This window comes from Thioalkalivibrio sp. ALE31 (genome assembly GCF_000377405.1).
In the GTDB taxonomy this organism is placed as follows: domain Bacteria; phylum Pseudomonadota; class Gammaproteobacteria; order Ectothiorhodospirales; family Ectothiorhodospiraceae; genus Thioalkalivibrio.
This window is the reverse complement of record NZ_KB905020.1, coordinates 78596-93542: the sequence shown is the minus strand read 5'-3', so window position 1 is coordinate 93542 and position 14947 is coordinate 78596. Positions and strand designations below refer to the sequence as shown.

Genomic DNA, 14947 nt, shown 5'->3' with positions numbered 1-14947 from the left:
TGACGATTGACGGAGCGAGCCCGCCCTACCGAGCCGGCCGTAACGCCCTACTCTACCGCGTACACATGCAGGACAGCCGCGCTGTTCGACGAGCACCGAAGCCGTACCCCGGAAGCCGCTCACGGATCCGGGTCCGGGAACAGGTCCATCTGATCCCGCGTACGCGCCTGCCTCGTCCGGCCCGGGGTACGCGCAGAAGGGCGGCGCCGGCTGCCATGGCGCTGGTGGATACCGGCCGTCTCCTGACGGGAAGCCCCGGTCCCGCGCACCGACTTGAAGCGTTCACGTGCCCGCCGCGCCGCGTGCTCGTGATCCACCACCGGCAGCGGATAGTCGTGGCCAATGCGGCAACCGGATTCACGCTGCAGGCCCTCTGTCATCTTCCAGGGCTGGTGAATCCAGTCGCCCGGTACTCGCGCCAGTTCCGGTACCCATTGCCGAATAAATACGCCGTCCGGATCCTGATCCAGCGATTGCTTCACCGGGTTGTAGATGCGCAGGGCGTTGATACCCGTCGTTCCCGACTGCATCTGCATCTGGCTATAGTGGATGCCGGGCTCGTAGTCCGTGAACATGCGTGCCAGATGCTGCGCGGGCCGGCGCCAGTGGAGCCAGAGGTGATATGAGGCGAACGCGACGACCATCGCGCGCATACGGAAGTTGATCCAGCCGTGATCGCGCAAGGCGCGCATGCACGCATCGACCAGGGGGTATCCCGTGAGGCCGTCTTGCCAGGCACGAAAACGGTGCTCATCAAAGGCGTCTTCACGCAGTCCATCGCAAGCACGATGCAGGTTCTGGAACTCGATGTCCGGGGCATCTTCCAGCTTCTGCATGAAGTGGCAGTGCCAGTGCAACCGCTCCTCGAACTGGCGCAGCGACCTCTTCCATGCTGCCTGCCGGCGATCCAGGCCGCGCGGCGCGCCCACCTCCCTCTGACGTTCGCGCGAGGCCTGCAGCACGCGGCGCAACGAAACCGTGCCGTAAGCCAGATGCGGGCTCAGCCGCGAACTGGCGGTCCAGGCCCGCGCGGGGCTGCTGATACCACCGGCATAGTGCTCTGCGCGCTCGCGCAGGAAATCGCGCACAACGCGGCGCCCGGCTTGCAATCCCGGGGACTGCAGATCGATCGCGGCGTCGGCCGCAACACCCGCCGGAGCCTGCGGCAGGCGGTCGACCCCGCCGGCCACCGCGGGTCCAGCAGCCAAAGCCCCAGGTGCGCCAAAGGGGCGTTCACGCATCAAATCCTCCCACTGGGACGCCCAGCCATCGCGGTTGCGCAGCCCGCGCACGACCCCATGCTGACGATACTCGCGCCACGGGACACCGCGATCGCGCAGCAGGCGTGCGACCGCACGATCACGGTCATAGGTCCAGCGATTCCCGGTTTCCTGATGGCTGTACACGGCTGCAACCGGGATCTCGTCGAGTAGCTGCTGGAGCACCTCCACCGCAGAGCCCTCGCGCACGACGAGGGACCGACCAAGATCGGACAAGGCCTGGTCCAGTTCCAGGAGGCTGGCCCGGATGAAATCCCAATGGCGCCGGCTCGTATCCGGCAGCTCCCAGTAGCCGGGCTCCACAATGTACAGCGGCAGTATGGGTCCCGCCTGTGCGGCGTGATGAAGCGGGCCGTGATCATCGACGCGCAGATCGCGCTTGAACCATACGAGGTGGACGGGCTTGGGCATCTGTCACGGACTCCGCAAGGTGGGGCTGGGCGGGCCTGCATGGAAGCCGCCGCCCGGTCTTCCCAGTGCAGACACCCGGCGGCGCTCGGGGTTCGTGCGGGGCAAAGCGACAACCCGCTCAGGGGCGGCTCGAAGGTCCCTGTTGAACTTGCCCTCCGGAGACAGGACGAACGCTTTGTCTTGCCCCATGTAAGTAGCCCGAAGGAGCCACGCGCGATGACGAAACGGACAGTCCTGGTGACCGGCGCAACCGGCGGGGTGGCAAGCGCGCTGTTGCGATCCCTCGATCCCGCATATGACCGGGTCGCTCTTGTCTCGCGCAACGCCGAGGGGCTGGAAGCCCTTCGCGGGCAGCTTCCGAATGACCTCGAGGCCTGTACGATCGCCGCGGATGTCAGTACCGCTGAAGGCGCGGATGCGGCCGTGGTCCGGGCCTCCGAACATTTCGGCGAGCCCCCCACGCGACTCGCTCACTGTGCCGGCAGCGCGCTGCTGGCCCCGTTGCACCGAACCACAGAGGCGCAGTATCGCGACTGCATGGCGGCCAACCAGGACAGCGCCTTTTACACTTTGCGCGCCTGGGTGAAGGCCCGACTCCAGACGGACGAACCCCGCGGCAGCGCCGTTCTGTTCAGCTCGGTCGTTGCTCAGATCGGCGTGTCCAATCACGAGGCGATTGCGATGGCCAAGGGTGCGATCGCCAGCCTGGTCCCGGCCGCTGCCGCGACCTACGCCGGCCACGGCATCCGGGTTAACGGGATTGCACCCGGGCTGACACGGACGGGCGCCACCGAACGGTTGTTTGCCTCCCCGCGTGCCGAGGCACAGATCGTGGCGCAGTATCCGCTGCAGCGTTACGGGCAGGCGGAAGACCTCGCGCGGGCTGTCACATGGTTGTTGTCCGACGAGGCCGGATGGGTCACCGGCCAGGTCCTGTCGGTGGACGGCGGGTTCTCCCGCGTGCGCCCAATGGTCCCGACAGGCGGCTGAAGGGTTGTGGCACGCATCGCGATCATTGGTGCCGGGATCTCCGGGCTCGCAGCCGCCCGGCGGCTGCACGATGCCGGTCATGACTGTCTCGTGCTGGAGAAGAGCCGGGGCCTCGGCGGACGCATGGCGACGCGGCGCACGGATGGCCTGAGCTTCGATCACGGGGCCCAGTATTTCACTGCTCGTGGGGCAGGCTTTCGCCGTCAGGTACAGGCCTGGCAAGCGCAGGGTGTGGTGGCGGAATGGGGAGCCGACAGGCTTGTGGGCCACCCCGACATGACGGCCCCGGCCGGTGCCCTGGCTGCACCCCTGGAGGTGCGGCGCAGCTCCCGAGTCGACGGCCTTCGACGTTCAGACGGGGTTTGGTATCTACAGATCGAGTCGGTGCCTGAACATGCCGGCCTTGAGGGCCCGTTCGACGCAGTCCTGCTCGCCCTGCCCGCACCGCAGGCCGCAGAGCTGGCGGCCACCGCCGAGACGGGGTTTGCGGAGCTCGCAGGCGTTCGCTATGCCCCCTGCATTGCGTTGATGGCCGCCGTCGAAGGCCGGACCGACCTGCACGAAACGTCGCGCGAATTGTCCGGGCAACCACTGGCATGGGTTGCCCGGAACGGCACCAAACCTGGCCGAGATGCGGAATCCGAGGCCCTCGTGGCCCACGCTGGCCCCGACTGGTCCCGCGAGCACATCCAGGAAGACCCGGATCAACTGGCCCATCCGCTACTGAGCGCCCTGCGGCCCCTGCTCGGCTCCGGCCGCCTGCTCCAGCATCAGGTCCACCGGTGGCTGTACGCGCGAGTCGAGCAGGCCGCCGGCCGCCCCTGCCTCTGGGACGCCGGGCAGCGCCTGGGCGCCTGCGGGGACTGGGCCCTGGGACCGCGCGTCGAGTCGGCATTCGACAGCGGCCAGGCCCTAGCGGACGCGGTCCTCGAGAACCTTCCCGCCCCGCACAGGGGCACCCCATGACCGGCCTCGTCGACACCGACGGCGACACACCAGACGAACGCGCCGCCCTTTTCCCGCCGTCACGGGCGGCCGCCCTGGAGCGGCTGTCGGATTTTGTCCCCCGCGCGGGGCGTCACTATGCGGCCCAGCGCAACCGCGACCCCGGGCCCGGTGGCCGCGACAACGTATCGCTGCTTTCGCCTTACATCCGCCATCGAGCCATTAGCGAACACGAGGTGATCGCACGGGTCCTGGCCCGGCATTCACCCGAGGCGGCCGAGAAGTTTGTCCAGGAAGTCTTCTGGCGTACCTACTGGAAGGGGTGGCTGCAGATGCGCCCCCGCGTCTGGCGGGCCTTCCTGGAAGAACGCGACAGCGATCGGGCACGCCTCGCCGAAGACGATGGCCTGCGCGAGGCCGTCGCCGCGGCCGAGGCCGGGCGCAGCGGAGTCGACGGATTCGACCAATGGGCCCGCGAACTGGTCGCAACCGGGTATCTGCACAACCATGCGCGCATGTGGTTTGCGTCGATCTGGATCTTCACTCTGAGGCTGCCGTGGACGTTGGGGGCGGACTTCTTCCTGCGCCATCTGCTCGATGCCGACCCTGCCTCCAACACCCTGGGCTGGCGCTGGGTCGCGGGCATCCAGACGCCGGGCAAGATCTACCTCGCAACGACCGACAATATTGCCCGGTTTACCGACAATCGGTTCGGTCCGCACGGTCTGGCGTCCGAAGCGCCCGCTATCCGCGACGAGAGTCCGCCTGCTGCTGGGGCCCTCCCGGGCCCGCGACCCCTGCCGCGCGGCCGGCGTGTGCTCCTCCTGCTGCATGGCGACGACTTCAGCGGTCAGGAAGTATTGCCGAAGGAGACCGACGTGGCGGCAATCGCCGTCGCCCGGCGCGGCCACCCTGACATGCCCTGGCCATTTGGGGCCGCGACTGGCCACTGGGTAGACACGCTAGCCGAGGATGCGGCGCGGCGCGCGGGCGAGAGCCTACAGCAACCCGCAACCGTTCTCCCGCAACTCAATGCGGAGACCCTCCGGTCGCAGTGTGCCACCGCCGGCGTGACCACCATCGCCACACCGGAGGCGCCTGTCGGGCCCCTGGCCGACGCCCTGGATGTCATTGCTCACGAGCTGGGGGAAGACGGAATCGAGGTCATTCCGCTGCGCCGGATGTGGGACGACCTCGCCTGGCCCCATGCCACCCACGGATTCTTCCGGTTCAAGCGCCAGATCCCGGAACTGCTCGCCCGGAACGGCCTGTAACGCCAGGCAGTCCGATCAAGTGGGGAGCGGTCGATTCAGCAGGTAGCGCTCCTGGTCGGGGCTCTCGATCGCACCGGGGCGGGCCTTGCGCACCGTCTGAATGGCCTCGTCCGGCGTGTATCCGCGTTCGATGAGCGTAAGGGCCGCGATGGTCCCCGCGCGACCCTGCCCGCCACCACAATGAAAGGCCACGCGCTCCCCCGCCCGCAGCCACTGATGGATGCGGGGCCCGACGTCTCCCCAGCCTGTTTCCCAGGGACGGTCCGGGGCGGCCATGTCCCCGATCGGCAGGTGCACCCAGCGCATGCCGGCTGCCTGGACGCTTGCGCCCAGGTCCGGCACCCCGAGCCCCGTCAGCTCGCGGTTCTGGTTCAGGGTCACGACGGTTCCCGCGCCCCAGTCCCGCAGGGCCGCAAGATCCGCCTGAACATCCCGCGGCGCGCAGACCGCTTCATTCGGACGTTTTCCGGGGCAGCGGGTCATGCCAATGGCCCCGCCCTCGGGAAGCGGAACACTGCCGATATCGAGAACGGGCGAATCGGTGCTTGGCGGGTTCACAAGGCGCTCCAGCGCGTCAGGAATGGCGCCTCAGTGTAGCGCCCCTGCAGGCGGTGAGGTGCATTCCGGGACCCTCCGCGCGGGCCCGGTTTCTTGCGTGCGCCGCTGTACTGTTTTTATATACAGTATATGGAAGACACCCCGCCCCCTCAGCCCGCAAGCCCGGCGTATGCCGAGTTGACGAGCGTCAGCAACTTCTCGTTCCTGCGCGGGGCCTCGCACCCGGAGGAGCTGGTCGAGCGGGCCCAGGCGCTGGGCTATCGCGCGCTGGCGCTGACCGATACCGCCTCGCTGGCCGGCGTGGTCCGCGCCCACGCGGCGGCGAAGGACTGCGGGTTGCACCTGATCCTGGGGGCGACCTTCCGGCTGACACACGGCCCCGCCCTGACCCTGCTGGTGCGTAATGCGGCGGGCTATGCCGCGCTGTGCCGTCTGATCACCCGGGCGCGCGGGGCGGCGGACAAGGGGCACTACCACCTGACGCAAGCGGACCTCGACGCCCTGCCCGCCGAGGCCCGTACCGGCTGGCACGTCCTGCTGCGCATCGAGCCCGAGATCGCGGAGCCGACGCTCGCCGAAACGGCCCGCTGGCTGGCCGGGTGGGCCGTGCCGGACCAGGCCCATCTGGCAGTCAGCCAGTTGCGCACGCCGGAGGATGCCCCGCTCGCGACCCGCGCACGGCAGCTCGCCGACACGACGGGGCTCCCGATCGTCGCCTGCGGCGATGTGCACATGCACGCTCGCGGCCGGCGTGCCCTGCAGGACGTGCTGACCGCGCTGCGCCTGCGCACCACGGTTGCCGAGGCGGCCCCGGCGCGCTTCCCCAACGGCGAGCGCTGCCTGCGCCCGCGCGACGACCTGGCCACGCTGTATCCCGCCGCCTGGCTCGCAGCCAGTGTGCGGATCGCACAGGACTGCGACTTCTCGCTGGATGCGGTCACCTACCGCTACCCGACCGATCCCCTGCCCCGGGACACGAGCCCGGCCGCCTACCTGCGCGAGGAGACCCTGAAGGGCGCGCGCGGGCGCTGGCCCGACGGCATCCCGCCGAAGGTGTCCGAGCAGATCGAGCGCGAGCTCGGGATCATTGCGCAGCTTGGCTACGAGCCCTACTTCCTGACGGTCTACGACATCGTGCGCTTTGCCCGCGGCCGCGGGATCCTGTGCCAGGGGCGCGGCTCGGCGGCGAATTCCGCCGTTTGTTATGCCCTCGGGATCACGGCGGTGGATCCCTCGCGCTCCAGCATGCTGTTCGAGCGCTTCATCTCCGCCGAGCGTGGCGAGCCGCCGGATATCGACGTCGACTTCGAGCACGAGCGCCGCGAGGAGGTGATCCAGTACATCTACCAGCGCTACGGCCGCGAGCGCGCGGCGCTGGCCTGTACGGTAATCCGCTACCGCCGGCGCAGCGCCCTGCGCGACGTCGGCCGCGCCCTGGGCATCTCGCGCGCGCGGCTGGATGCGCTGACCGCCAACCTCGCCTGGTGGGACGACGGCATCCCCGCCGAGCGCCTGCGCGAGGTCGGGCTGGACCCGGATGGCGCCCTGGCCCGGCAGTGGCAGACGCTGACCGCCGAACTGCTGGGCTTCCCCCGCCACCTGTCGCAGCACACCGGCGGTTTCGTGATCGCAGAGGGCCGGCTGGACGAGCTGGTGCCCATCGAGAACGCGGCGATGCCGGAGCGCTCGGTGATCCAGTGGGACAAGGACGACCTCGACGCGGTGGGGCTGTTGAAGATCGACGTGCTGGCGCTGGGGATGCTCTCCTGCGTGCGCCGCGCGCTGGAGCTGATGGCGCAGCACCGCGGCCGCGACTGGGGCCTGGCCGACATCCCCGCCGAGGACCCGGCGGTCTATCGCATGCTGCAGAAGGCCGACACCCTGGGCGTGTTCCAGATCGAGTCGCGCGCGCAGATGAGCATGCTGCCGCGCCTGAAGCCCGCGAACTTCTACGACCTGGTGATCGAGATCGCCATCGTGCGCCCCGGTCCCATCCAGGGCGAGATGGTGCACCCGTACCTGAAGCGCCGCGCCCACCCGGAGCGGGTGCGCTATCCGAACGAAGAAGTGAAACGTGTGCTCGGGCGCACGCTGGGTGTACCGATCTTCCAGGAGCAGGTGATCGAGCTGGCGATGGTCGCGGCCGGCTTCTCCACCGGCGAGGCGGACGGGCTGCGCCGTGCGATCGGGGCCTGGCGCCGCACCGGCCAGCTCGCGCGCTACCGCGAGCGCCTGATGAAGGGCATGCGTGAACGCGGCTATCCGGAGAAATTCGCCGAACAGCTCTACAAGCAGATCCTCGGCTTCGGCGAATACGGCTTCCCCGAGTCGCACTCGGCCAGCTTTGCGCTGATCACCTGGGTCTCGTCCTGGCTCAAGTGCCACGAACCGGCGATCTTTGCCTGCGCGCTGCTGAACAGCCAGCCGATGGGCTTCTACGCCCCGGCACAGATCGTCGCCGACGCGCGCCGCCACGGCGTGGAGGTACGCCCGGTGGATGTACGCTGCAGTGTCTGGGACTGCACGGTGGAACCGGTCGCCGGAAGCAACGCGCTGGCCCTGCGCCTGGGCCTGAACCGGGTCGGCGGGCTCGCGCAGGCCGTAGCCGAACGGGTCGTCGCCGCGCGCGCCGAACGCGCGTTCGCGGACGTGCCGGATCTGGTCGCCCGCGCCGCCCTGACCCGCGCCCAGGCCAACCGCCTGGCCCGCGCCGATGCCCTGAAGGGTCTGGCCGGCAACCGCCACCAGGCGCGCTGGGTGACCGAGGCGGTGGAGGAGCCCCTGCCCCTGTTCGCCAACGCCCCGACGGAGACGGTGCGCGAGGCCGACGTGACCCCGCTGCTGCCGCGACCGGATGCGGTGGATGATCTGGTACAGGACTACGCCACCCAGGGCCTGAGCCTGGGCCCGCACCCGCTGGCGCTGATGCGCCCGTTCCTGGAGCAGCGCCGACTGGTCACCGCCGCCCGGCTACTGGCGCATCCCGGTCACAGCAGGGCGCGCTATGCCGGGCTGGTGATCACCCGCCAGCGGCCCGGCTCGGCCAACGGCACGGTGTTCCTGACCCTGGAGGACGAGAGCGGCACACTGAACCTGATCGTCTGGCCGGACCGGGTGGAGCGCTTTCGCGCCGAGGTCCTGCACGGCCGCCTGCTGGAGGCCCACGGGGAATGGCAGTACAGCGAGGGGGTCGGCCACCTGATCGTGCAGCGCCTGATCGACCGCAGCGCCTGGCTGGGCGAGCTGACCACCCGCTCCCGCGACTTCGGCTGATCGGCATTCGTCATCCGCATAGCGACTAAAAGACCGGGGCCTTATTCACCACGAAGCTCACGAAGGCACGAAGGAAAACCACAGAGCAGACGGAGTTCACCGAGAATTCCCGGCATGCATCGCTGAATCGATCACGCGAAACGGCCCTGGTTGGACAGGCGTGATCTCTCGGCCTGTTGTCCCTGGCCCGCGAAATACCTCAGCCAGCGCGGCCGGAGAGGTGGCCGATGCGCTGGGTGAGTTTTTCCCAGGCGCCCTCCAGGGCGGCCAGCGGATCGCGGCGGCGCAGGGCCCGGCGCGAGTGGATCCACTGGCCGGTCGGCCCGGCCGGTTCGGTATCGTGCGCGGCCTCGATGATGCGCGCGACGACGGCGAACTGGTTGTACTCCTCCAGCACGCGGCGCCGGGCCTCGAGGATGTGCGGCAGCCGCTGTTCGTACTCGTTGTCGCGGATCGCGCGGCGAATGCGCTCGGCCGTCCCATCGACATCGTCGATGTCGATGGGAATGAAGCTCTCCGGCGGGAAGTAGTCCGCGGCATTCGGCGCGCCGTAGTAGAACGGCAGCGTGGCCCCGAGGAAGGCATCGGCCAGCTTCTCGGTCCAGTGATGCGGCCCCACGTAGTTCTCCACCGCGACGTGATAGCGGTAGGCATCCAGGCACTCGGCCTTGTCGTCCAGCGGCTGTACGCCCTTGCCGAAGATCTCCAGCTCGGGCAGTTGGGCCTTCAGCGCCCAGGTGAAGTCGTAGCGTCGCCGATGCAGGGTGTGGCGCTGGCGCTTGGCCGAGCACATGGTGGCGATGTCGCGGGTCTTTTCCAGCGGCGGGTGTGCCCGCATCTCGTTGTACGGCCGTTCACCCTGGCTGCCGAAGCCGTAGTACCAGATCATCCCCTGCTGGGAATGGATGCGCCGCCGGTGTTTGAGCGCCCATTCCGGGTGCGACGTCAGTACCCGACCGAACTGGCGCGTAAAGCGCCGGCCGTAGGACTTGATCGAGGGCGGCTCCATGGTCACCAGCAGGGTGCGCTCGGCGCCACAGGGGAGGCGTTCGCTGTAATGCCGGTTGCGCCCGGTGTTGGACGGGAATTCGTCGTACACCACCAGCCAGTCGTACTCGGTGGCCTGCGGGTCGAAGGTGAACTCGCAACGCCCCCAGCGCGCCTCGCCGTCCGGCAACTGGTGACGCCAGATCGCCTCGCGCATCGTCGACAGGAACTTGACCCGGATCCGGTCCGTCGGCGAATCGCTCACCGGTTGGCTCCGCCGTGTTCCAGGAACTCGGCATAGGCCCCGGCCAGCCCTTCGTCGAGCCCGATACGGGCCTTCCAGCCCAGCGCCGCGAGGCGCGACACATCCAGCTGCTTGCGCGGGGTGCCATCCGGCTTCGAGCGGTCAAAGCGCAGCTCGCCCCGGAAGCCGACCACGCCGGCCACCCGCTGCGCCAGTTCGGCAATGGTCAGATCCTCGCCCGTGCCCACGTTGATGTGGCTCAGCATCGGCTCGGTGTGCTCCGCGTACGTGGTCTGGTCGAGGTTCATCACGTGCACGCAGGCCCCCGCCATGTCATCCACATGCAGGAACTCGCGGCGCGGGGTCCCGCTGCCCCAGACGGTCACGTAATCGGCGCCGGCCTGTTTCGCCTCGTGAAAGCGCCGGATCAGCCCGGGGATCACGTGGCTGTTCTCCGGGTGGTAGTTGTCGCCCGGGCCGTAGAGGTTGGTCGGCATGACCGAGCGATAGTCCGTGCCGTACTGCCGGTTGTAGCTCTCGCAAAGCTTGATGCCGGCGATCTTGGCGATGGCGTAGGGCTCGTTGGTCGGCTCCAGCGGCCCGGTCAGCAGGGAGGCCTCCGCGATCGGCTGCGGGGCCTCGCGCGGGTAGATGCAGCTGGAGCCGAGAAACAGCAGCCGCCGCACGCCGGCGCCGTGGGCGGCGTGAATTACGTTGGTCTGGATCGCCAGGTTGTCGCGGATGAACTCGGCCGGATAAGTGTTGTTGGCGTGAATCCCGCCCACCTTCGCCGCCGCCAGGTACACCTGGTCCGGGCGTTCCACGCGCATGAAGGCCTGCACCGCGGCCTGATCGGTCAGGTCGAGCTCGGCGTGGGTGCGGGTCAGCAGCTCCACGCCCGGCCAGTCCTCGAGCTGGCGGCAGATGGCGCTGCCCACCATCCCCCGATGCCCGGCGACGAAGACGCGCTGCGGCTTACTCATGGCGGCTCAGGGTGCGGTAGCCGTGGTCGCGCACCAGCTCGTCGCGCTCGGCGCTTCTGAGGTCTTCGCGCACCATCTCGGCCACCAGTTCCTCGAAGCGGATGCGCGGTTCCCAGCCCAGCTCGCGCTTGGCCTTGCTGGCATCCCCCAGCAGGGTCTCGACCTCGGTGGGCCGGAAATAGCGCGGGTCCACCGACACGATGCAGCGGCCCTTATCGTCAAAGCCCTGCTCGTCCACGCCCTCGCCGCGCCACTCGATGCGCATGCCCAGCTCGTGGGCCGCGGCGTCCACAAAGTCGCGTACGCTGTGCTGCTCGCCGGTGGCGATCACGTAGTCGTCCGGGGCGTCCTGCTGCAGCATCAGCCACTGCATCTCGATGTAGTCGCGGGCATGGCCCCAGTCGCGTTTCGCGTCCAGGTTGCCGAGGTACAGCCGCTCCTGCAGCCCGAGTTTGATGCGTGCGAGGGCGCGGGTGATCTTGCGGGTGACGAAGGTCTCGCCGCGCACCGGGGATTCGTGGTTGAACAGGATGCCGTTGCAGGCGTACATGCCGTAGGCCTCGCGGTAGTTGACCACAATCCAGTAGGCATACAGCTTGGCCACCGCATAGGGGCTGCGCGGGTAAAACGGGGTGGTTTCGTCCTGCGGCGTGGCCTGCACCTTGCCGTAGAGCTCCGAGGTGCTCGCCTGGTAGAAGCGCGTGGTCTGCTCCATGCCGAGGATGCGGATCGCCTCCAGCAGGCGCAGGGTGCCCAGGGCATCCGAGTTGGCGGTGTATTCCGGCTCCTCGAAGGAGACCGCCACGTGCGACTGCGCGGCCAGGTTGTAGATCTCGTCCGGCTGCACCTGCTGGATGATGCGGATCAGGCAGGTGGAGTCGGTCAGATCGCCGTGGTGCAGGATGAAGCGGCGATCGCTCTCGTGCGGGTCCTGATACAGGTGGTCGATGCGATCGGTATTGAACAGCGAGGAACGACGCTTGATGCCGTGTACCTCGTAGCCCTTGTCCAGCAGGAACTCGGCCAGGTAGGCCCCGTCCTGTCCGGTGATCCCGGTGATCAATGCCACTTTGGCCATATCGACTCCCGCTGCCGGGCGGCGTGCGCGCCACGCCCCGCCCAAAACGCGGGATCATACCATTCCCGCCCCCGGCGGCACGTGCTTCAGGCGCGCCCGTAGACGTCCTCCAGGCGCACGATGTCGTCCTCGCCCAGATAGCTGCCGGACTGCACCTCGATCAGTTCCAGCGGCAGCGCACCGGGGTTCTCCAGGCAGTGCACCTGCCCGATCGGGATGAAGGTCGACTCGTTCTCGGTGACCAGGTAGTTCTGTTCGCCGTTGGTGACGCGCGCGGTACCGCTGACGACCACCCAGTGTTCCGCCCGGTGGTGATGCATCTGCAGCGACAGGCGCGCGCCGGGATTCACGGTGATGCGCTTGACCTGGTAGCGCGACCCGGTATCGATGGATTCATAGCAGCCCCAGGGCCGGTACACCACGGTGTGGTCCACGTGCTCGCTACGATCGGCCGCCTGCAGGCGTTCGACGATGCGCTTGACGTCCTGCACCCGGTCGCGGTCGGCCACCAGCACGGCGTCGCGGGTGGCCACTACCGCCAGATTGCGCAGCCCGATGCCCGCGACCAGCAGACCATCGGCATCCACCACGCAGCCCTCGCTGTCTTCCAGCAGGCAGTCCCCGCGCAGGGTGTTGCCCTGCTCGTCCACGCCCCGCACCCCCGCCAGGGCCGACCACGAGCCGATATCACTCCAGCCAGCCGCCAGCGGCGTGACGGCGGCGTGCTCGGTCCGCTCCATCACGGCGTAGTCGACCGAGATATGGGGGGCCGCCGCAAACGCGTCGGGGTCCACCCGGAGGAAGTCGAGGTCTTCCCGCGCGTTCTCCAGGGCGCTCCGGCAAGCAGACACGATGACGGGTTCGAAACGTTCCAGTTCTTCCAGATACTGCGACGCCCGAAACACGAACATCCCGCTGTTCCAGAGGTAATCGCCGCGCTCGATGTACTCGCGGGCGGTGGCCGCGTCCGGCTTTTCCACGAAGCGGGCGACGCGCGCGCCATCCGCGCCCAGTGCATCGCCCTGCTGGATATAGCCATAGCCGGTCTCCGGCGCCGTGGGCACGATCCCGAAGGTCACGAGATGCCCCGCCTCGGCCAGCGCCATCGCCCGCACCACCGCGTCCCGTAAGGCCTCGGGATCGCCGATGTGGTGATCCGCCGCCAACACCAGGAGCAGCGGATCGCGCCCCTCGGACCGCGCCTGCAATGCCGCCAGCGCGATCGCCGGGGCGGTATTGCGGCCCTTGGGCTCCAGCAGGATGCGTGCCTGCTGTACGCCCGCCGCGCGCAGTTGTTCGGCCGCCAGGAAACGGTGCTCGACATTGGCCAGCACCAGCGGCGGGGCCGCGCCCAGACCGTCCAGTCGCTGGGCGGTCTGCTGCAGCAGGGTCTGTTCCCCGGTCAGGGGCAGGAACTGTTTCGGATAATGGCTGCGGGATACCGGCCACAGGCGGGTGCCCGAGCCGCCGGCCAGGATCACCGGTTGCAGTTCGATCCGGCTTTGCGTCTGTTCCATCGTCCTTAACCCCGTATCAGGCGGGAAATCTCGTCCACGCGGCGCTCCAGCAGGGCCGGGTCCGCGCGGGTCTCCACGTTCAGGCGCAGCAGCGGTTCGGTATTCGAGCTGCGCAGGTTGAACCGCCAGTCGGCGAATTCCAGGCTGACGCCATCCGTGTGATCCTCCTCCCCGCCCTGCCCGGCGTAGGCCTGCAGCACGCGCTCGCTGGCCGCTGCGGCGTCCTCCACCTCGAAGTTCAACTCGCCGCTGCAGGGGTAGCGGGCCATGCGCTCGGCGACCATCTCGCCCAGGGACTGTTCGCGCCGCCCCATCAGTTCGGCCACTCGCAGCCACGGCAGCATGCCGGTATCGCAGTAGTAGAAATCGCGGAAATAGTGGTGCGCGCTCATCTCGCCACCGTAGATGGCGTCCTCGAGGCGCAGCCGCTCTTTCATGAAGGCATGCCCGGTCTTCGACTGGATCGGCTCGCCGCCCGCGGCGCGCACCATCTCGATGGTGTTCCAGGTCAGGCGCGGATCATGGACGATACGCTCGCCGGCATGGCCGTCCAGGCAGGCCTCCGCGAGCAGGCCGACGATGTAGTACCCCTCGATGAAGTTCCCCTGGGCGTCGAACAGGAAACAGCGGTCGAAGTCCCCGTCCCAGGCCACGCCCAGATCCGCGCCATGAGTCCGCACCGCATTGGCGGTGGCGGCGCGGTTCTCCGGCAGTAGCGGGTTGGGGATGCCATTGGGAAAACGACCGTCCGGCTCGAAATTGACCCGGATCAGCTCGAACGGCAGATGCGGCTCCAGCGCCTCCAGCACCGGGCCCGCGCCGCCGTTGCCCGGATTGACCACGATCTTCAGGGGCGGCAGGGCCTCGCGCTGGATCGAGGCCAGCAGCCGCGCCACGTAGTCGCCCCGGTGGTCCAGATGCCGGATCTGCCCATTGGGCATGGGTCGGAAATCCCCCCGCTCGGCCCGGAGACGAATCGCCTGCAGGCCCGAGTCGCCACTGATCGGGCGCGCCTCGCTGCGCACCAGTTTCAGGCCGTTGTAGTCCAGCGGGTTGTGGCTCGCCGTGACCATGATTCCACCACCGGCGCCGTAGTGCGCCGTTGCGAAGTAGACCTCCTCCGTGCCGCACAGACCGATGTCCGCCACGTCGCTACCGCCCGCGGTCAGGCCCTCGATCAGCGCCCGCGCCAGTTCCGGGCTGGACAGGCGAATATCGTGGCCGACCACGGTTCGACCCGGCCGAATCTCCTCGGCAAACGCACGCCCGATGGCCCTTACCACCTCCGGGTTGAGCTGATCCGGCACCCGCCCGCGTACGTCATAGGCCTTGAAACAGTCGATCTTCATTCACGTCCCTTTTCCGCATTCTTCGCGACAACGGCGCGCAAGCCTTCCCGCGTATTCC

Annotated in this window: 11 protein-coding genes; 4 read left to right on the top strand and 7 right to left on the bottom strand. The window is 68.6% G+C overall.

The features are described 5' to 3' along the window. Positions 1-119 precede the first annotated feature (119 nt). Positions 120-1691, bottom strand: coding sequence for a deoxyribodipyrimidine photo-lyase (locus D103_RS0100460; protein WP_018875398.1), 1572 nt, complete (start codon positions 1689-1691; stop codon positions 120-122). 216 nt (positions 1692-1907) lie between these two features. On the opposite strand from D103_RS0100460, the gene D103_RS0100455 reads away from it, so the two are divergent. Genes D103_RS0100455 through D103_RS0100445 form a run of 3 tightly spaced genes read left to right on the top strand, consistent with a single transcriptional unit; the run spans position 1908 to position 4900 of the window. Then, positions 1908-2681 carry an SDR family NAD(P)-dependent oxidoreductase gene (locus tag D103_RS0100455; RefSeq protein WP_018875397.1) on the top strand — a complete coding sequence of 258 codons (774 nt, stop codon included), beginning with the start codon at positions 1908-1910 and terminating at the stop codon, positions 2679-2681. A gap of 6 nt (positions 2682-2687) precedes the next feature. Next, the gene (locus D103_RS0100450; RefSeq protein ID WP_018875396.1) at positions 2688-3647 is read left to right on the top strand and encodes an NAD(P)/FAD-dependent oxidoreductase; all 960 of its coding nucleotides are present in this window, start codon (positions 2688-2690) and stop codon (positions 3645-3647) included. Continuing rightward, complete coding sequence (locus D103_RS0100445) at positions 3644-4900, top strand: FAD-binding domain-containing protein (protein WP_018875395.1); 1257 nt, start codon at positions 3644-3646, stop codon at positions 4898-4900. Before D103_RS0100450 ends, D103_RS0100445 begins: the two co-directional genes overlap by 4 nt. Before the next feature lie 15 nt (positions 4901-4915). On the opposite strand, the gene D103_RS0100440 is transcribed toward D103_RS0100445, so the two are convergent. Beyond that, positions 4916-5458, bottom strand: a complete 543-nt coding sequence (locus D103_RS0100440) for a cyclin-dependent kinase inhibitor 3 family protein (RefSeq protein ID WP_026280212.1) — start codon at positions 5456-5458, stop codon at positions 4916-4918. A 129-nt stretch (positions 5459-5587) separates the two neighbouring features. Here D103_RS0100440 and D103_RS0100435 point away from each other — a divergent pair, with 129 nt between their 5' ends. Beyond that, on the top strand, positions 5588-8731 hold the full coding sequence (locus tag D103_RS0100435) for an error-prone DNA polymerase (RefSeq protein WP_026280211.1): 3144 nt from the start codon (positions 5588-5590) through the stop codon (positions 8729-8731). Between the two features lie 199 nt (positions 8732-8930). Here the strand turns inward: D103_RS0100435 and D103_RS0100430 are convergent, their stop codons facing one another. The 5 genes from D103_RS0100430 to D103_RS0100410 all read right to left on the bottom strand — a co-directional run bounded on the left by D103_RS0100430 (position 8931) and on the right by D103_RS0100410 (position 14889). Continuing rightward, the gene (locus tag D103_RS0100430; protein WP_018875392.1) at positions 8931-9983 is read right to left on the bottom strand and encodes a glycosyltransferase family 10 domain-containing protein; all 1053 of its coding nucleotides are present in this window, start codon (positions 9981-9983) and stop codon (positions 8931-8933) included. After that, positions 9980-10945 carry a GDP-L-fucose synthase gene (locus D103_RS0100425; RefSeq protein ID WP_018875391.1) on the bottom strand — a complete coding sequence of 322 codons (966 nt, stop codon included), beginning with the start codon at positions 10943-10945 and terminating at the stop codon, positions 9980-9982. The genes D103_RS0100430 and D103_RS0100425 overlap by 4 nt, the downstream gene beginning before the upstream one ends. Further along, a complete protein-coding gene (gmd, locus tag D103_RS0100420) occupies positions 10938-12023 on the bottom strand; it encodes a GDP-mannose 4,6-dehydratase (RefSeq protein WP_018875390.1) in 1086 nt (361 codons plus the stop codon). Before gmd ends, D103_RS0100425 begins: the two co-directional genes overlap by 8 nt. Before the next feature lie 86 nt (positions 12024-12109). Next, on the bottom strand, positions 12110-13540 hold the full coding sequence (locus D103_RS0100415) for a mannose-1-phosphate guanylyltransferase/mannose-6-phosphate isomerase (protein WP_018875389.1): 1431 nt from the start codon (positions 13538-13540) through the stop codon (positions 12110-12112). 5 nt (positions 13541-13545) lie between these two features. Next, positions 13546-14889, bottom strand: a complete 1344-nt coding sequence (locus D103_RS0100410; protein ID WP_018875388.1) for a phosphomannomutase/phosphoglucomutase — start codon at positions 14887-14889, stop codon at positions 13546-13548. Between the last annotated feature and the right edge of the window lie 58 nt (positions 14890-14947).

What these genes read in the sequence shown, in the direction of transcription:
- D103_RS0100410 (WP_018875388.1), bottom strand. Translation starts at nt 14,889, where the DNA reads ATGAAGATCGACTGTTTCAAGGCCTATGACGTACGCGGGCGGGTGCCG.
- D103_RS0100435 (WP_026280211.1), top strand. Translation starts at nt 5,588, where the DNA reads ATGGAAGACACCCCGCCCCCTCAGCCCGCAAGCCCGGCGTATGCCGAG.
- D103_RS0100455 (WP_018875397.1), top strand. Translation starts at nt 1,908, where the DNA reads ATGACGAAACGGACAGTCCTGGTGACCGGCGCAACCGGCGGGGTGGCA.
- D103_RS0100460 (WP_018875398.1), bottom strand. Translation starts at nt 1,691, where the DNA reads ATGCCCAAGCCCGTCCACCTCGTATGGTTCAAGCGCGATCTGCGCGTC.
- gmd (WP_018875390.1), bottom strand. Translation starts at nt 12,023, where the DNA reads ATGGCCAAAGTGGCATTGATCACCGGGATCACCGGACAGGACGGGGCC.
- D103_RS0100415 (WP_018875389.1), bottom strand. Translation starts at nt 13,540, where the DNA reads ATGGAACAGACGCAAAGCCGGATCGAACTGCAACCGGTGATCCTGGCC.
- D103_RS0100445 (WP_018875395.1), top strand. Translation starts at nt 3,644, where the DNA reads ATGACCGGCCTCGTCGACACCGACGGCGACACACCAGACGAACGCGCC.
- D103_RS0100425 (WP_018875391.1), bottom strand. Translation starts at nt 10,945, where the DNA reads ATGAGTAAGCCGCAGCGCGTCTTCGTCGCCGGGCATCGGGGGATGGTG.